This window comes from Pseudoalteromonas sp. ESRF-bin5, from assembly GCF_002632075.1.
Lineage (GTDB): Bacteria > Pseudomonadota > Gammaproteobacteria > Enterobacterales > Alteromonadaceae > Pseudoalteromonas > Pseudoalteromonas marina.
This window is the reverse complement of record NZ_NTLW01000132.1, coordinates 1-18,036: the sequence shown is the minus strand read 5'-3', so window position 1 is coordinate 18,036 and position 18,036 is coordinate 1. Positions and strand designations below refer to the sequence as shown.

Here is an 18,036-nt window from a genome sequence, read left to right as displayed (position 1 = left end):
TTAAGCTGGCCTGATGGCTTTAGTTATGGCGCCGATCATAAAATATATTTTACCGTAGATGAGCTACATCGCTCGCCAGTATTAAATAACGGTAGAAATGCCAGCCAAGGAAAATTTAGTGTGCTGTCGTTCGACCCACTAGTAAAGGGTAAAGTAGGGCGCTAAATACAGCGTATAAACCATACGCCACGCACCTGTTGCGTGGCTTTTTGGTGCAACTTTTAACCCTTTTAGCCCCAAAGTGGTGCTAAGCGCTCAAAAGTTATTTTTAGTGTTTTAATAAATATCTGATTTGTATTCATAAAATATTCAATTAACAGTTGGCATAATTCTTTCAAAGTACAGATGTGTTCAGTGAAACTTTCAAGGAAAATACCATGGCTAACCTATACCACACCCTTTACCTACTATGGCGTTTAGACATTAGCGTATGGCAGGTAAACGATCCGAGCAATACCCATACTACGTGCGACAAAGAGCGAGTTTACAGCCGATAAATTTCGTATTTATAGGCTTTGCAAGCGCGGCCATTGCGTTGTATTGTTAAGTTACTAAAAACAATATGATTGGAACGTGTATGCACGCCTTAGAAGTAAATTTTGATGGCTTAGTTGGCCCTACTCACAACTATGCGGGTTTATCGTATGGTAACGTTGCCTCGTTAAATAATGCGGCAAGTTTTTCAAACCCTCAAGAAGCTGTGTTACAGGGCCTTGAAAAAATGAAAGCCATGCACGACAAAGGCCTAACACAAGGTGTGTTTGCGCCCCATGCACGCCCCGATTTAAACGTACTACGTCGCCTAGGTTTTACCGGCAACGACTCGCAAGTTATTCATAAAGCATTTAAAGCCGACCCTATTTTATTGCGCGCGTGTTATTCGGCCTCTGCAATGTGGACCGCCAATGCCGCTACTGTTTCTCCATCGCCAGACACCCTCGATGGCAAAGTGCATTTTACGTCAGCTAATTTAAACAATAAGTTTCATCGCTCCCTAGAGCCTGCTACAACTACCCGCTTACTAAAAGCCATGTTTAATAACGATAGCTACTTTGCACACCACACGCATTTACCCGATCAGGGCTTTTTTGGCGACGAAGGCGCGGCTAACCATACCCGACTTTGCGACAGCCACGGCGAGCAAGGCCTAGAAATGTTTGTATTTGGTGCAAGTGCCTTTAACAGCCAATTACCAAAACCGGCTAAGTTTCCTGCAAGGCAAACACTAGAAGCTTCAGAAGCCATTTGCCGATTACATAACTTAAAAGAATCGAGCCAAATTTTACTGCAGCAAAACCCAGATGTTATAGACCAAGGCGTGTTTCATAACGATGTAATTGCAGTAGGTAACGCAAACGTATTGCTTTGCCACCAGCAAGCATTTTTAAACCAACAAGATGCCCTGCATGAAATTCGCGATGCCTACACCGGCAGCAAACAGCTATACATAATTGAAGTACCTACCGATAAAGTAAGCATTAGCGATGCAGTAAGCAGTTACTTATTTAATAGCCAATTAGTAAGCCTAGATGATGGCTCAATGCTATTAGTAGCACCACAAGAGTGCCAACGTAATAGCGCAGTAAGCGCCTACATTGAAGAAATGATTTTAGCCGATAACCCAGTCAACCAAGTGCAGTTTTTTGACCTGCGCCAAAGTATGCAAAATGGCGGCGGCCCTGCCTGCCTGCGTTTACGTGTAGCTCTTAACGAGCAAGAACTTACTGCGGTAAACCCAGAGGTTATTTTAACCGATACTAAATACACTCAGCTTTGTGACTGGGCAAAGCGTAACTACCGCGATAAGCTAGGCGCAAGCGACTTTGCCGATTCAGCCCTACTTACCGAAAGCTACCAAGCACTGGATGAACTAACCCAACTGCTTAACTTAGGCTCAGTGTACGACTTTCAATTAGAAGGTTAATACTCGTCAGCAAAAAGCTAATACAAAAATAGCGAGCTAAGGCTCGCTATTTTTATTTGTGTTTGTGCTAATAGAGTTTAAGTTTCTTTACTTACTGTTATTGCCGATGCCATCGACTCAGATATATGCAACGTTCGCTGCGGAAACGGAATGCTCAGCCCCGCGTCTTCTATGGCTTCTTTAACGCGTTTATTTAAATCCCACACTGTTTGCCAGTAATCGCCATTTACAGCCCATGCACGTAATTGAATATTTACTGCGCTTTCGCCTATTGAAGTAACCATTACTTTAGGTGCAGGCTCTGCAAGTAGTCGGCTCTCTGATTCGGCGAGTTCTTTAAGTACATTTAAGCCCACATCAATAGAGTCGGCGTACGAAATACCCACCACTATATCCATGCGCCTTTTACCGTTACGGGTAAAGTTTTTAATGTTGCCGCCCCATACTTTACCGTTAGGCGATGCGATATAAAGGCCGTCGGTGGTTTTAAAAATGGTCGTAAATAAGTTTATTTCGTTCACTGTGCCAAGCGTGCCGCTCGCATCTACAAAATCACCTATTTTAAATGGCCTCAGTATTAATAACATAATGCCAGCGGCAATATTACTTAAGGTGTTTTTAAGCGCTAAACCAATCGCTAAACCCGCCGCGCCCATTAGCGCTATTAAACTTGCCGTATTAACGCCAAAAATATCTAAAATAAACAGCCCAGCAATTATATAAACTAAATACCCCGCAATGCTCGATAAAAGCGGCAGTAGCGTTTCGTCTACTTTTTTTAATGGCGACTTAGAATTTTTAATCGCTTTTTTTACTGAACGCGCAATAAGCGCACTCGCAACTAAAATAGCCAAGGCTAATACCACTTTGTAACCTAAAGTGATGATTGTTTCTGAATGGCTTTGCCAAAACACAATAAGTTTATCTTTCATACATATTCCAACTATGGGCTGATTATCAGCAAGAATTAAATCTATACACTTCAAAAGAAGTGGCGGGAGTATATAGTAAAAATTTTAAAGCGATAGCATTAAAATAAGTGGAAGGTGTGCCTATATCAGCAAATTAATTGGGCAAAGTTTTTCTTTTTTTCGCTTAAATTTTCACACTTAAAACCTTAGTGCTCACAAACTAGTTAACCTATGGCGTACATACTTTTGTTCAAAAATGCGCAAAGTAAAATAAAAATTAATTTCAAGTAACTATTCTAAAAACCAGTTCAATCTAAATTCAGCTTAGTCCTTCTACAATCCGCTTTATAAACTAAAGGAGTAAATCATGAATATTAAATCAACATTAGTCAGCAGCGCCGTTCTTTTTGCATTAGCGGGGTGTGGCTCTTCAAGTGATGACAATGACACAACACCGCCACAATCTAGCGACAAATCAACCTTTAGCCTTGGTGTGTCAGATGCGCCGGTTAGTGGTTTAAAAGCGGTTAACGTCGTGTTTGATTCAATCACAATTAAAACACAAGGCGATGAAGAATTTAGTTTTGAAACCCGAAGTGAAGCTGACGCATCTCAACCACAAATGGTTAATTTGCTCGATTACACCGGGGATGATGTTTTTGAGCTGCTTGACGATCAAGAAGTGCCAGCAGGCGAATACTCGTGGATCCGCGCTCAAGTTATAAATGGCGATACTAATAACCTTAGTTTTACATCTCACGTAGTATACGAAGACGACAGCATTGCTCCGCTGGTGGTAAAAAGAAAAGGGAATGATGGTGTAGGCGAAATACAACTCGATGGCTTTACACTTAACCAAACTGATAACGACTTTGTTTTAGAATTTGACCTAAAAAAATCGCTGGTCGATCCCCAAAATAATGAGGAGATCTTTTTAAAACCTAGAGGCGTACGATTACAAAATCTTTCTGAGTCACAAGAAATTGAAGGCACAGTAAGCCAAGCGCTTATTAATAACTGTGAAACAGACAATATCGCCACTGCTGCTGCAGATTCAACGTTTGGACACGCCGTATATTTATATTCATCAGATGCTCAAATACCTAAAGATATATACGAAATAGATGAGCAAACCCCAGAAGATGCCCCACTTGCGACCGCAAATGTTGTATTTGACCAAGACGATAACCAATATGAGTTTGAGCTTGCTTTCATTACACCGGGAGACTACCAACTTGGCTATACGTGCACCGCACATATAGACGATGCAGAGCTAGAAGATACTGATTTCACTGTTTATCAACTTAAGCAAATTAGTGTACCGCAAACTGAGGACCTTTCAGTCAGCTTTGACATAACACAATAAACGTATAGCGCACTTTAAGGTGCGCTTTTTTTATAAAAAGTATAACAAAAACGAACACTCCACCTTTGCAAAAATCCATTAAAGCCACTCATCTAACATCATCCAAATAATTCATTCGAAAAGTGACCTGCATTCAAGCCCCGTTAACCCAGAACTGGTACAGTTAATAGCACGTATTAGTTAAACCGTTCTTATCATTTTGAATATGTAAACATAGGAGAAATAATCATGGCGAAAGAAAAAGTAGTTCTAATTACAGGTGCCTCTAGTGGCATAGGTGAAGCGAGTGCAAAAACATTGGTTAATAACGGCCATAAAGTCATTCTTACCGCCAGAAGTGAAGATAAATTAGCTGAACTAGTTGAGTCATTAGGTGAAGATAACGCACTGAGTGTACCCGCAGATGCCACCGACTTTACCGAACTTGAAAACGTAGTAACAGAAGGGCTTAAAAAATTTGGCCGACTAGATGCCGCATTTGCCAACGCAGGTATGGGCGTTTCAACCGCAGGCACTGAAAAAGGCGACCCCGATGAATGGTCAACCATGATAGACATAAACATTAAAGCCCTGCTGTGGACGGCAAAAGCAACCCTGCCTCATTTACGCCAAAACAAAGGCCACTTTATATTAACCAGCTCAGCCGCTGGCCGTAAGCCAATAAAAGGCTCTATTTACGGTGCAACTAAATGGTTTGCTTACGGGTTTGGGCAAAACTTGGCTGAAGAAATGAGCGAGTGGAACGGCCGCTGTACCACCATAGCCCCTGGCATGGTAAACACCCCATTTTTTGATGAAGCTAAACCCGACAAACTCTACCCGCAAGATGTAGCCGATGCCGTACTGTTTGCCATTGAAGCAAACCAGCGCAACAACGTGCGCGAGATTTATTTAATGCCAACTAATTAACGCTGTTTGGTTAAATTTGAGCTGTCAGGTTTAATGCCAATGGCGTTAAACCTGATGGTTGTTTTTGATAACTACTGGCTGGATAGTATGAATAATTTAAGATGGATGTCTTGTTTATTTATCTTGTTTATTTAGTAATGGTAACGGCACGAGATAACTGTAATTGCTGTATCATCCACGGCATATACCAAACGATTTGTATCATCTATTCTACGAGACCAAAAGCCTGAAAGATTTTCTTTGAGGGGTTCCGGTTTTCCAATCCCATCAAATGGAGAACGCTTAACATCGACAATTAGCTTATTTATACGTTTCAAGGTTTTCTTATCTTGAGTCTGCCAGTAGACGTAACTATTCCAAGCTTCATCAGTCCATGATAATAACCTGTTACTCATCAAGAAGTTCTCGTGGAGTCGTTTTGCCCGCTTTATACTGCGCAATTGAACGGTTTAAATGCTCAGCGTTCGCTGGAGAGCGAAGTAAATGAACAGTTTCCATAAGGCTGTTGTAGTAATCTAATGACATTACAACCGCATCTTCAGTGTCACGACGAGTGATTACTGTCGTATCTGCATCATTAATTACATTATCCAAAACGGTTTTTAGACTATTTCGGGCTTCGGTAAAAGACACTATTCTCATTTTGCACCTCACTTGTACATTATATAAGACAAGTTTAGCTTGAAAATTATTACATGTACAGGATACTGTGCATTACTTTGTGGTGGTAGCAAATTTCTAAATAAAGCGCACGGACATGTGGGCTAAAACAAAGGCCACTTTATATTAACCAGCTCAGCCGCTGGCCGTAAGCCAATAAAAGGCTCTATTTATGGCGCAACTAAATGATTTGCTTACGGGTTTGGCCAAAACTTAGTTGAAGAAATGAGCGAGTGGAATGGCCGCTGTACCACCATAGCCCCTGGCATGGTGAACACCCCATTTTTTGATGAAGCAAAGCCCGACAAACTCGACCCGCAAGATGTAGCCGACGCCGTACTGTTTGCCATTGAAGCAAACCAGCGCAACAACGTACGCGAGATTTATTTAATGTCGACTAATTAACGTTGTTTGGTTAAATTTGAGCTGTCAGGTTTAATGCCAATGGCGTTAAACCTGACGGTTGTTAATATCGAATACATTTTTAATGCCACTGAAAAAATGAAATAAAAGCATTGGTCGTCTAGAGTTTTTGTACACGTACTGAGAACTTAAAAAATTACTTTAATTCACCATAAATGTAGTTATTTCTATGATCCCAAAGTTCTATTTTTTTCCCTTTTAAATCACCGTATATGTAGTTGTTCTCGTGATCCCATAATTCAAACTTAGTTCCTTTTAATTCACCATAAATATAATTATTTCTATGATCCCACAATTCGATTTTATTATTAGGCTTCAATTCACCAAATATGTAGTTACTACTGTGATCCCATAATTCAATTTTAGAATTCATAATATCTCCATGTACATATAACGCCCGAGGCACGCGTGGCTTTGTAATGAAGAGAAGCCTCAACGGAAAAGCCATCGCTGTGACTGAGCTTGTTAAATTCCTAGCACTCGGACTTGCAATATTGTGGAGTAAAGCCACAAAATCAGTTGAGCGCTACGTTTTTCTGTATTAAACATAACTTCACTACCGTGAAGAATTTTATTTCTCGTTTTAGGAATAGTTTCTTCCGAGTCGCCTGCAACAAGCTCATATGTCTTAATTTTTGAATAGTATGATTGCAGTTGATCTTGTCGAGTTATTGCGTGTTCAAGCTTAGGCACTAAACCCGTTAAATTAGATTTATTTTTAACAGAACCGTCCTCTTTGACTGGGTTTGTTTTCCTTTGATTTATAATGATGTAATTAGCTTTCTCAAATGATTCAGTCAGAACACCTTCAATCTGCCCATAGAGCAAGCAAATACTACCAGCATAGTGACCACTGTTATGTAATTCCAAAGCTTCTTTTATTAAAGGCAATCGATTTTCATCTAGTGTCAAATTGGAATAAAAATTAATAAGTGAGGATTGAAAAGCTTCGCCAGATATTACATCAAGAAGAGAAATTGCACTGGGGTCTTGTTGAAGATCTATAGTTTCAAAAATATGTGCTAATTCAACAACGTCATTCGCAATTTCAAAGTCAGGATCATTTAACCCATAAGTGATGTTATTTATGTAAGGCTCAAGCTGAGGATAAATCTCAGCAAATTGAACCCATAACTCAATACTTTCTCTATGCTCTTCGATAAATTTAGATAACGCTTTGTTCAAAGCCACCGCAATTTGCTGCCATTGCTTAATGTGTGGCTCCAGGGCCTTACGAGTAGCAACCAATCCTGGACCAAAGTCCTCTTTCCACCAAGTCAAAAAATCCTTATGTTCTGGTTGATTACTCAATATACCCTCCTCTGGAATTTGACAATTAAGTCTACGACATTTGCCGTTTATAAACTGCGAAATGTCCCTATTTTATACTGATTTCATCCTAGCTATAAAATAAACACCTGTAAACAAATAGTTAGCTTCGCCTTACTTTTCCTAAATACAGCAAAACCCTAAAATGGTGGGGTCCAGTAATATCAGATATATAGCTGTGTAGTTGTACTAGTTGATTATTAATTAACAAATCATATTTTAAATACCTGAGTTTAAACCAGTAACGCGCTCCACCTATAACCCTTAACCTTGTAACTCATTGTTGCTTATAAAATTAGTTAAAAATCACAATCTACTTCTATTGAACCCTTTGTATTTTTACTTCATATTAGCTGAACTACTTTTCAATTATTAGGCTGTTATGTCACTTTTAAAATTTAGCCAAGCACTTATTCTTATCCTTGCAAGTACCCTGTCGCTTACAAGCTACGCGGCGCTTAATAAAAACGAGCGTGAAATAGTAAAACAAGTTGAGCAAAACATGCCGCAAGCGCTTAAAGAAATAGAACAAGCGGTAAACATTAATAGCGGCTCACTAAATATTGAAGGCGTAAAAAAGGTAGGCGCGCTGGCAAGCGAGCAACTAAAAGCGATTGGTTTTAAGGTTGAGTGGTTAGATGGCAGTACGTTTAACCGCGCAGGGCATGTATTAGCAACCCATGAGAGTAATGATCCCGATGCAATAAAAATACTGATGATCGGCCATCTTGATACCGTGTTTGCTAAACACGATAACTTTACTACCTATAAACAAATTGATGAACACACCGCCAGAGGCCCAGGTGTAGCCGACATGAAAGGTGGTAACACTATTATAATTACCGCACTTAAAAGCCTGCAAGCGCTCAATTTACTTGAAAACGTAAGCGTAAAAGTGCTGCTTACCGGCGATGAAGAAAGCAGCGGCCGCCCACTTAGTTTATCTAAAAAGGCGATTGTTGATGGCGCAATTTGGGCTGACGTAGCGCTAGGTTTTGAGAACGGCGATAACAATATTAAAACCGCGATGGCGGCGCGCCGTGGCAATACCGGCTGGACGTTAAATGTAACGGCCAATGCTGCACATTCATCGCAAATATTTAGTGACAATGTGGGCTATGGCGCTATTTACGAGGCGTCGCGTATTTTAAATGACTTTAGAGAGCAACTAGCTACACAACCTAATTTAACCTTTAACCCCAGGCTTATTGTAGGCGGTACAAATGCCGATTATGACAGCGCTAACTCGTCAGCCACGGCGTTTGGTAAAAATAACGTAATTGCGCAAACCGTGCATGTAGCGGGTGATTTACGGGCGCTTTCGCCAAAGCAGGTAGAAGGCGCTAAAAAAGTGATGCAGCAAATAGTGGCTAAAAGCTTAAATGGCAGCCAAGCTGAGCTTATTTTTGAAGACGGCTACCCACCAATGGGGCTCACTGAGGGTAATAAAAAGCTGCTTGCACTGTATAGCCAAGCAAGCCAAGACTTAGGCTATAACAAAGTGGAGGCTGCAAACCCACGTAATGCCGGTGCTGCTGATATTTCGTTTGCTGCAAACCATGTTGATATGGCGCTTGATGGCCTAGGCCTAATGGGCAGTGGCGCACACACTAAAAACGAAACCGCCGATTTAACCTCACTTAATAAAAACACCGCTAAAACAGCACTGCTTATTTACAGATTAGGGCAGTTATAGACGCAGGCTTAGCCTTTATGGGTTAATAGGCTCTAACCGTTTGCCTGCTACTTGTAATGCAAACTTACGCAACGTTTTAAGCTGCGGGCTTTCGGTTTGCCAATAGTGCCAGTACAAAGGTGTATCAATATAATATTCTGGGAATAAATCGACTAACTCGCCTTTTATCAGCGAATCTCCTAGCTGTAATGTAGGTAATAGCCCATAACCTAGGCCTGCTATCATGGCTTGTTTAAATCCCTCTGACGAAGGGTAAATATGGGTAAACAGTGGGGCTGAGCCATTAATATCTTCTAAAAACTGGTGTTGTAGCTTGTCATACTCACTAAATACCAAGCACGGTAAATGCGCTAATTGCGAAAGCTCAGTAAGCTTATGTTGTTTTATAAAATCGGGGCTTGCAATGGCTTTGTAGCGTATGGCGCCAAGTGGGCTAACTAGGCCGCCATTAACGGGCTCGGGGGATGAGCTAATACACACCATAACCTCGCCGTCTTTCATTCTTTTATGGGCAATGGATTGATCTTCACTAATGACTTCAAAGCGTAATTTGCACGCAAGCTCTGTATCTAATACGGCGAGTGCTTCGGGCAGCCAGGTTGCAAGCGAATCCGCATTAGCAGTAAGCTTTACGCTAAGCGGGGTGTTTAAATCTGTGTGCTCGTTAAGTGCCTCTACATTAAGGGCCACTTCTAGCTGTAATACTTGCTGTAAATGATTAAGTAAACGTTTACCAAGTGCCGTGGGCGTTGGCGGCTGGGTTCTTATTAATACGGGTTCGCCTAGTTTGGCCTCAAGCTGATGAATACGCCTGCTCACCGCCGATTGGGTAATAAATAATTTTTTTGAGGCCTTTTCAAATCCGCCTTCACTTATAACGGCACTAAGCGCATTGAGTAACTGGTAATCAATCATGAGTTTTACGCATATAACAATAAATATATTCATTGGATTTGTAACAGAATACCCCCTACCCTGCAAGGCATTGGATAACAGGTTTTATTTGAGTGGATTAGAAGTATGTCGTTTTTGTCGGGCGTGATGTTAGGGCTAAGTTTAATTATTGCCATTGGGGCGCAAAATATTTGGATTTTAAGCCAATGTATGGCGGGCGCTAACCGTTTTGTTTTAGCTGCGGTTTGTATTCTTTGCGACGCCACGCTAATTATTGTAGGTGTATTTGCCGCTAATGAGTTAAAGCTATGGCTGCCGGGGTTATTACCGTGGTTAACGTGGGGCGGTATAGCTATGTTACTTTACTTAGCATTTGGCTCTGCGCGCAGTGCAATTAAAGGCACATCGGGGTTAAAAGTAACTCAGGTAATAAAAGTGAGCTGGTGGAAAACGGCCCTTGCGGCCTTTGCTATAAGCTTACTAAATCCACATGTTTATTTAGACACCGTATTACTACTTGGCAGCATTGGCGCATTACAACCCGCGCCTATGCACTTTGCTATTGGTGCTTGTGTGGCCTCTGTTATTTGGTTTAGTAGCTTAGTGTTGTTTGCGCCAAAATTAAAAAAGGTTTTAAGCTCCCCATTTAGATGGCGCGTATTTGATAGCTGTATTGCGGTTATTTTATGTTTTGTGGCGTTTCAGTTATATAACGTGCCAAGCCAATAAGCCAAAACAGCGGTAGTTATGTATTTAATTACCGCTGTTGTTAGCCGTTTTTTAAAAGACTAAGACATTATTTTATAAAGTAATTCTCGCACTGTGGCCGGTTCAAACGGTTTATCACAAATGGCATCAACTCCTGCTTGCGCAATATTAGCTAGGTGAGTGTCGTTTGCCTCTGAGCTCACCATTAAAATAGGAATATGCGAGTAAGCATTTGAGCCACGTACAGTTTCGGTTAGTTCGCGACCATCCATTTCTGGCATGTTGTAATCGGTAACGATTAAATCGAACGATTGCTCACTAAGGTGCGCTATGGCTTCTTTTCCGTTTTCGGCTTCTACGGGTTCGGGGATCCCCATGCCAGCAAGTACGCGTATTATGTGTTTACGAGCAAAGCGGCTGTCGTCTACTACAAGTACGCGAAGTAGCGTTACATCAAAATGATCAAGCTCTACTTCTTCTTCGCTTATTATATCGAGAGTGGCTTTGAGTGCGCGAGTAATGGCTTTTGCGCTAAAAGGCTTAGGTAAAATAGCCAACACACCCGACTGGCGTAGTTGCTCAAGGTACTTTTTATTACGCTCGCTCGATATAAGCATAAAAGGTTGATGTTCAGTGGCGGGGTTAAGTCTTATTTTTTGCAATAATGAGTCGGCGGTGCCGTCTGATAAGTACATCGAGCTTATTACTAGGTCTGGGTGGTAACTTTCAAGTAACGATAAAACCTGCGCTTGAGTAGCCGCAGTTTCTACTTGTTTAACACCACTTTCTGCAAGCGATTTTATTATTATTTTTTGCTGAACCTCTGAAGGCTCTACTAATAATATTGATAAATTGGCTATTGCAGTTAAATCACTCATGTAACTCTCTTGGGTTACGTTATTTTTAAACGATTTCGGTTTACAACTCCATTATAAAACAACATGTATCACTGGAGTTAACAAAACGCATATTTTTATGTATTTATTTGTAAGTTTTAAATTACATAAATAAATTAGCAATGCTGGATATACTCAAGTGCAGTCATTTTCTTATAGCTTACATTTGGGTGTAAAACATGCGCGGGATTAGGATCGACCACCTCAATAGGTATGTCGTAAGTTCGAGCTATTTCAATTGCCATTTGAGTGATATTGACACTAAATGAGGTACCCATAAATACAATTTTATCGGCATTGAGCATACGCTGCTGTGCTTCGGATATTCTGTAAAGCTCGGTGTAGTATTCATCAAATAATAAAACAAAGGGCTTAAATGAATGATTTAACTCAGGCGTTTGGTTTTGAATATTAAATAGCTCAAAAAGAGAGTCATGCAGGCGGCTTTCGTCTACGCTATCCCATGGGGTCACTAGCGGTTCAACAGCTTCGCCTTGCTCATGAAATAGCGTCATTTGATCGAGCCTGCCGTGTATAGCAATGTAATTTTTGTTACCGGCTTTGCCATCAAGCCCATCTATATTTTGGGTTATTAAGTTTTTATCACTCAACCAATGATGCACGTCATTAGGGCCATGGTTACGATACGTTGCAAAACGGTTGTAATACCAAGCCAAAAACTCACGCGGATTATTTTGATACATTGCGCGCGTTGCCATTTCCATAGGCGTATAGTTTTTACTGCCTATAGTCCAAAAGCCTTCTTCCCCTCTAAACGTAGGTATACCACTAGCCGCGCTTACCCCTGCGCCGGTAATATAAAGCGTATTCATTATTTGACCTCGTAACCTAGCACATCATTAATAACTTGCTGTTGGTTATTCATTCCACCAATACGATATAAAATACCGTTACGCTCTAGTAAGCCTCGGTGATCCATCGTTGCAGTTTTAAGTGGCTGCATGACTTGCCATGTATTATTTTTAATATTAAAGCGCCATACATGACGACTTGCTGGAGCTGGCTGTTTGTTATAACCAATGCCATCGTAATTATAGGGGTTGCTTGAGCCAGCTAGCATGTAAATATGGCCATTATAGCTTGTAGCAGCCATACGATAATGTGCTTCGCCTGTTGGGTGTGGCAGCGTTCGCCAATCTATTTTTTGTGGGTTGTTGGCGTTTATTGTGCCTTTTAAACATTGTGCAACCCCTGCAAACGAGCGGCGTGAATTTGGATTTGCTTGGGTTTTTACGCCATCGCAAATAACAATAGTATTACCACTAATGGCAGCCGCTTGGCCAAATACAGGCTCACCTAAAAAAGGCGACGCCTGCTGCCATGTATTGTTTTTAGTATCGTATACTTGCACTAAATTTACGTTGCCATCGTTATGCCAACCGCTAATAAGGTATATGTAACGCTCTTTGTAGCTTAGCGCCACGCTGTCATCTACTGGGACTGGCATAGACTTGAGTTTCGTATAGCTATTTGTGGTTATATTGTATTTATACACGTCTGGGCTCGATATTTCCGTGTGATCTGCAGCAACAGTGTAGCCACCAAATACATAAGCGTATTTGCCTATACCAACCGCTGTACTTGCTAAACGCCCCTTAATTGGCAAGCTAGAAGGTACTGCCAATTTAGCCTGCCATTGGCTTTCTCCCAGCTTTAATGCCCACACTTTATTATGTACATCACTAAATTGTTTATTTGAAGCTAAGCCCATAAAGCTTAAGAAATAGGTGTTATTTTGCGCTGTAACTTTAGCTACTGCGTTGTTTGCAACAGGCTCAGGTAAAGCAGGAATGCTAGCTAGCAGTGCAGAAAAAATAAAACTCATATAAAAATAATCTTATTAAAGGTTAATAAAGTAAGGTTAATTTATTTTTCAACGCTGAACCAGTTTTGATAAGCCTTGTGATGCACTTACTGCTTTCAACACCTCAAAATATAAAATAAGTCAAAGCTACTTTTTTGTTAAATTAACTTTATGAACTTACGTTAAGTGTAAAAATCATCCGCTTTTGGTTGATAAAAAAACAATTAAACATGGACTTAATACTTTTGTTTAAAGATAATATATATTATTAATCATTTAAAATTAATTTTAATGAAGCCGTGTATACGTTAGCTATGGTATTTTTTTAGTTATGGTTACTTTATAAGCTAATGATATATTGAAAAAAGTTAAAGGCTCACATAAAAAGTAGCAGCGTATTTTTGCTATATTTACACCATTCATAATGTTAATGTAATGTTCTTCAAATGTTTAAGAAAAGCAATTTCGCTTATATAACTTATGACTAGGTAGGAGTTCCTTAGTGAAAATTTCGCATCAATCACTATGGCCATTATTGTTTTTATCACCGCTTGTAATTGCAGACCCTTTTGAAGATGCTGAGCTCGATCTTAGCGCATTAATGGAAATGGATGTTCAAGTAACGTCTGCAATGAAGCGAGCTCAATCTGCATTTGATACTGCCTCGTCTATTTATGTTTTAAGTAAAGAGCAAATTAATAAATCTGGCGCAAACTCAGTACCAGAAGCATTAAAAATGGTACCTGGACTTATTGTTAGGCAACTTGATAATAATCAATGGGCAATCTCTTCGCGCGGTGTTGCGTCTCGATTTTCAAGTAAGCTTTTAGTTATGGTTGATGGGCAAAGCTTATATACACCTAAATTTGCTGCTGTTTATTGGGAAACACTGAATGTCCCACTTTATGATATTGAACGAATAGAAGTTATTCGCGGTCAAGGCGGCCTATTGTGGGGCACAAATGCAAATAATGGCGTGATCAATATTATTACTAAAAACAGTATTGATACTCGTGGTGCCTACGCGAATGCGACTACCGGTAATCAAATAAATATTGATGCTAACGCGCGATATGGCGGCGACTTAAGTAATAAAGGCAGTTACCGTATTTATGGTCATGTAAAAGATGCTAATGAGTCAAAAAAAGGGATTTCACTCACGCCTAGCGACACAGCCAAACAACATTCTTTGGGTTTGCGTGCTGACTTTACACCAAGTGACGAATGGTCTGCTTTAATCCAAGGAGATGTTACACACTCTAACTTAGGCCAAAACTACCGTGGAGTTATTGACGAGACCAATAGAAACGTTTCATTTTCTGGGGACTTATCACGTACTGATTCTCGTGTTATGGCGCGCCTAGAAAATAGAATATCTCCCGACGCAAACCAAATGTTGCAAGTGTCATGGCTAAAACAAAGTGGCAACCAAACATATATAAAAGAAAACTTTGAATCTATAGATATAGACTACCAAATGAACTTTTTATATGACTCTTTGCAGCTAGATTGGGGCTTGAATTACAGATATAACAAAATATCTTTCGAGGAAAGTGTATTTTTAGACAGTGATAAAGACCTAGACAATCTTCAACAATATGGTGGATTAATCCAAGCCCAATATAATGTTATACCCAATTATCTTGATTTAGTTGTCGGCACTAGGCTCGATCACAATGATTTAACTGGCTGGGAAAACCAACCATCGGCTAGGGTTATCTATAAGCCACAAGAGCGCCATCTAATATGGGGTGCTATATCCAGAAGTGTACGTACACCTACCCTGATAGAGTTTAATGATGACTACAAAGTGAATGGGACAGTTGTAGAAGAGGCGCTTGGTGGAAGTACTGGCATTAAAGCTATTGATGAATATGCGATTGCCACTTACCTCAATGGCAACGACAAAGTTGAATCAGAAAACTACGTTTCATACGAGTTAGGCTACCGCTTTGAAGGTGATAGCACATCATTAGATTTGTCCGTATTCCATACAGATGCCGATAATATAGCAGCGATTAGATTTAACACCGATCCCAATCAGTTTCTGCCTGCTATACGTTCTTTTCAGCTCGGTCAATTTGAACAAGCCGCATTTGCGCTTACTCAAACTCGTGTCGATCTTGATATTGTTTCGCAGGGTGAAACAACAACTAACGGGTTTGATATAGTTGCAACCTGGCAACCGCTGAATAACCTAAGTACAGAACTAGGGTATAGCTATACAAAAATTGATTATGATTTACCCGAGGGAGCAACACCAACTATAGGTTTTGATTCAACTAATAGACAAGTATTTGGCAAAGTAAACTATACGCTTTTTAATAAACATAATATTTTTGCAACGCTTAGAGTTGAAAACTCAGACGCTTATAATACCAACCGTTACACTACAATGGATATAACCTGGAATTATCAAATTAACCAAACATGGTCTACGGCTTTGTCGGGTAAAAACTTATTTGCAGGCTCTCACATTGAGTATAACAACACTCGTGAAACCTACACACTGCCTAACTACATTGATGAATGTATAACATTTTCAATTAAAGCCAGCTTTTAAGATTATTTAATGCAGCTATTAAAACTTTTACTCAACGGCCTATTAATTACATTAACACTATTTTTTAGTGCTAATAGTGCTGCGACAGAGAAAGAGTATATGCTCAAGGCTGGTTTTTTGTATAACTTTGCTCGCTTTGCAAACTGGGTAACACCGACGTATCATAATGATAACTTTACATTATGTAGCCCAGACGAAACATTCATCAACATTGCTGATGTTGCACTCACTAAGCGCAGTATTAAAAAGCGCCCATTAGTAAATAAACACATATCACTTAATAGTAGCTCACTAACACAATGCAACATGGTATTCATTACATCAAAAACATACCAAGATTGGGTAAATACTCCTGGTTTAACTTATCAAAATATTTTATTAGTGGGAGAAAGTGACGGATTTATAGAAAACAATGGTCACATAAGATTTTTTCTATCAAGCGGTAAGGTCCGTTTCGAAATATCACCTAATAACCTTAAATCAAATGGCTTAACAATAAGCTCTAAAGTATTACGCCTTGCGCGAATTGTGGATAGTTAGAATGAAAAGACTATTCACCTTAGACACTATTAGTAAAAAGCTGCTTTTTATACTGATGAGCGTAGCATTTATATCAAGTAGTATTGTAACTGTAGCATTTGGTACATACGAATTAAGCAGTGCAAAAGGCGAACAAATAGAAAGTCTAAACTCTCTATCAAACATGATGTCGCCAAATATAGCCACCGCACTTATCTTTGAAGATTTAGAAGCAATTCAAGAACTAATAAAGCCTATTCTTACTCGTACAGATGTAATCTCTGCTATTGTTACTAATCGAACTGGAGATATTGTAGCAAAAGCTAATTCGCACATGTTATCCGATAATGTTGAGCATGCTGTTGAAGTAAAAAAACAACTAACTATAGATGGTAACAACGTTGGCGAATTAGTAATCTACGCTAACAATAGCTATATCAATAATCGAATAAATTTTTATGTAAAGTTTATAATTAGTCTCACGCTACTATCCTTTGCTGTCAGCCTAATTATTTCATTGTTACTGAGGCGTCGTTTTTTAAGCCCCATTTTATATTTAGCTCAAACAGCTAACGACATCACTAAATCAAATGACTATAGTTTACGTGCCGAGCAACTCTCTAATGATGAGGTTGGCGAATTAACAGTATGTTTTAACGATATGCTCTATACAATAGAGCAACGTGAACACGCTTTAGAAAATCAAGTTAAAACACGTACCCAAGAGCTTGAAAATGCTAACAGCGAACTTCACCGCTACGCATACCAAGATGGTTTAACCGACTTACCTAATCGTCGTTTTTTCTACGAAGAAATACAAACGCTTATCAGTAATGACAATACAAGCTTTGCATTGATATTTTTAGATCTTGATGGCTTTAAAGACGTTAATGATAGCCTAGGCCATGACTACGGAGATTTACTGTTACATCATGTAGCCAATAGACTCAAAGCATGCATAAAAGATGAGGATATAATTGCAAGATTAGGCGGAGACGAATTTACATTAATTTTAAAAAACGCTAACCAAACAATCGCTGTTAAAGTTGCTGATAAAATCAAACAAGCATTATTAAAACCGATACAATTAAAAGAAGAAACTGTATGTGTTACCGCAAGTATTGGGATTACTCTTTATCCTGAGCATGGTAGTACAGTAGAAAAGCTTGTAAAACGTGCAGACCAAGCAATGTATTTGTCTAAAAAGAAAGGTAGAAATAGGTACGAATTTTTCTCTTACTCAATTGAAGAAAAAGCAACTGAGAAAAGAAAACTCATTGAAGAAATAAAACTTGGTTTAAAAGAAAGTCAGTTTGAGTTGTACTATCAACCTATTTTTTCTGTTGACGGTAAGAGCATTACTAAAGCCGAAGCATTGATCCGCTGGAATCATCCACAAAAAGGATTAATAGG

The 18,036-nt window shown here is 39.6% G+C and carries 17 protein-coding genes and 1 pseudogene; 9 read left to right on the top strand and 9 right to left on the bottom strand.

The genetic code is table 11. The features are described from left to right. Nucleotides 1–577: 577 nt before the first annotated feature. Nucleotides 578–1,924, top strand: a complete 1,347-nt coding sequence (gene astB, locus BCG07_RS07120) for an N-succinylarginine dihydrolase (RefSeq protein WP_286889533.1) — start codon at nt 578–580, stop codon at nt 1,922–1,924. A gap of 77 nt (nt 1,925–2,001) precedes the next feature. Here astB and BCG07_RS07115 read toward each other — a convergent pair whose 3' ends face one another. Next, a complete protein-coding gene (locus tag BCG07_RS07115; protein WP_008130006.1) occupies nt 2,002–2,856 on the bottom strand; it encodes a mechanosensitive ion channel family protein in 855 nt (284 codons plus the stop codon). A gap of 346 nt (nt 2,857–3,202) precedes the next feature. On the opposite strand from BCG07_RS07115, the gene BCG07_RS07110 reads away from it, so the two are divergent. Together BCG07_RS07110 and BCG07_RS07105 are read left to right on the top strand one after the other, a co-directional pair. After that, nucleotides 3,203–4,201: a DUF4382 domain-containing protein gene (locus BCG07_RS07110; protein ID WP_286889531.1), complete on the top strand. Its 999-nt coding sequence runs from the start codon at nt 3,203–3,205 to the stop codon at nt 4,199–4,201. Nucleotides 4,202–4,429: 228 nt separating this feature from the next. Next, entirely contained in the window at nt 4,430–5,110 is a 681-nt protein-coding gene (locus BCG07_RS07105; protein ID WP_286889529.1) for an SDR family oxidoreductase, read from the top strand. A gap of 131 nt (nt 5,111–5,241) precedes the next feature. Here the strand turns inward: BCG07_RS07105 and BCG07_RS07100 are convergent, their stop codons facing one another. Together BCG07_RS07100 and BCG07_RS07095 are read right to left on the bottom strand one after the other, a co-directional pair. Further along, nucleotides 5,242–5,505, bottom strand: coding sequence for a Txe/YoeB family addiction module toxin (locus BCG07_RS07100; RefSeq protein ID WP_004587014.1), 264 nt, complete (start codon nt 5,503–5,505; stop codon nt 5,242–5,244). Further along, the gene (locus BCG07_RS07095) at nt 5,498–5,752 is read right to left on the bottom strand and encodes a type II toxin-antitoxin system Phd/YefM family antitoxin (RefSeq protein WP_286889527.1); all 255 of its coding nucleotides are present in this window, start codon (nt 5,750–5,752) and stop codon (nt 5,498–5,500) included. Before BCG07_RS07095 ends, BCG07_RS07100 begins: the two co-directional genes overlap by 8 nt. Nucleotides 5,753–5,884: 132 nt before the next feature. On the opposite strand from BCG07_RS07095, the pseudogene BCG07_RS07090 reads away from it, so the two are divergent. After that, nucleotides 5,885–6,175, top strand: a pseudogene (locus BCG07_RS07090) (SDR family oxidoreductase); the annotation flags it as partial. Nucleotides 6,176–6,329: 154 nt separating this feature from the next. On the opposite strand, the gene BCG07_RS07085 reads toward BCG07_RS07090, so the two are convergent. Further along, on the bottom strand, nt 6,330–6,566 hold the full coding sequence (locus BCG07_RS07085; RefSeq protein ID WP_138576624.1) for a hypothetical protein: 237 nt from the start codon (nt 6,564–6,566) through the stop codon (nt 6,330–6,332). A gap of 92 nt (nt 6,567–6,658) precedes the next feature. After that, nucleotides 6,659–7,504, bottom strand: a complete 846-nt coding sequence (locus BCG07_RS07080) for a hypothetical protein (protein ID WP_286889526.1) — start codon at nt 7,502–7,504, stop codon at nt 6,659–6,661. Nucleotides 7,505–7,904: 400 nt separating this feature from the next. On the opposite strand from BCG07_RS07080, the gene BCG07_RS07075 reads away from it, so the two are divergent. Beyond that, the gene (locus BCG07_RS07075) at nt 7,905–9,218 is read left to right on the top strand and encodes a M20/M25/M40 family metallo-hydrolase (protein WP_286889524.1); all 1,314 of its coding nucleotides are present in this window, start codon (nt 7,905–7,907) and stop codon (nt 9,216–9,218) included. Nucleotides 9,219–9,233: 15 nt separating this feature from the next. Here BCG07_RS07075 and BCG07_RS07070 read toward each other — a convergent pair whose 3' ends face one another. Then, nucleotides 9,234–10,133, bottom strand: coding sequence for a LysR family transcriptional regulator ArgP (locus tag BCG07_RS07070; RefSeq protein WP_286889522.1), 900 nt, complete (start codon nt 10,131–10,133; stop codon nt 9,234–9,236). Nucleotides 10,134–10,238: 105 nt separating this feature from the next. Between BCG07_RS07070 and BCG07_RS07065 the strand changes: the two genes are divergently transcribed. Beyond that, nucleotides 10,239–10,841: a LysE/ArgO family amino acid transporter gene (locus BCG07_RS07065; RefSeq protein WP_024032917.1), complete on the top strand. Its 603-nt coding sequence runs from the start codon at nt 10,239–10,241 to the stop codon at nt 10,839–10,841. A 59-nt stretch (nt 10,842–10,900) separates the two neighbouring features. On the opposite strand, the gene BCG07_RS07060 is transcribed toward BCG07_RS07065, so the two are convergent. From BCG07_RS07060 to BCG07_RS07050, 3 genes are all read right to left on the bottom strand, one after another. Continuing rightward, nucleotides 10,901–11,698 (bottom strand): response regulator, encoded by a 798-nt coding sequence (locus tag BCG07_RS07060; RefSeq protein ID WP_121638280.1) that lies wholly within the window; start codon nt 11,696–11,698, stop codon nt 10,901–10,903. A 134-nt stretch (nt 11,699–11,832) separates the two neighbouring features. Beyond that, on the bottom strand, nt 11,833–12,549 hold the full coding sequence (locus BCG07_RS07055; protein WP_286889519.1) for an SIR2 family NAD-dependent protein deacylase: 717 nt from the start codon (nt 12,547–12,549) through the stop codon (nt 11,833–11,835). Further along, nucleotides 12,549–13,562 (bottom strand): Kelch repeat-containing protein, encoded by a 1,014-nt coding sequence (locus tag BCG07_RS07050; RefSeq protein ID WP_286889517.1) that lies wholly within the window; start codon nt 13,560–13,562, stop codon nt 12,549–12,551. The genes BCG07_RS07055 and BCG07_RS07050 overlap by 1 nt, the downstream gene beginning before the upstream one ends. 481 nt (nt 13,563–14,043) lie before the next feature. Between BCG07_RS07050 and BCG07_RS07045 the strand changes: the two genes are divergently transcribed. From BCG07_RS07045 to BCG07_RS07035, 3 genes are all read left to right on the top strand, one after another. Then, nucleotides 14,044–16,104, top strand: coding sequence for a TonB-dependent receptor plug domain-containing protein (locus BCG07_RS07045; RefSeq protein WP_286889515.1), 2,061 nt, complete (start codon nt 14,044–14,046; stop codon nt 16,102–16,104). 9 nt (nt 16,105–16,113) lie between these two features. Next, the gene (locus tag BCG07_RS07040) at nt 16,114–16,644 is read left to right on the top strand and encodes a YfiR family protein (RefSeq protein WP_286889513.1); all 531 of its coding nucleotides are present in this window, start codon (nt 16,114–16,116) and stop codon (nt 16,642–16,644) included. Nucleotide 16,645: 1 nt separating this feature from the next. Next, nucleotides 16,646–18,036 (top strand): putative bifunctional diguanylate cyclase/phosphodiesterase (locus BCG07_RS07035; RefSeq protein ID WP_286889512.1); only part of this gene is annotated, 1,391 nt, incomplete at its 3' end.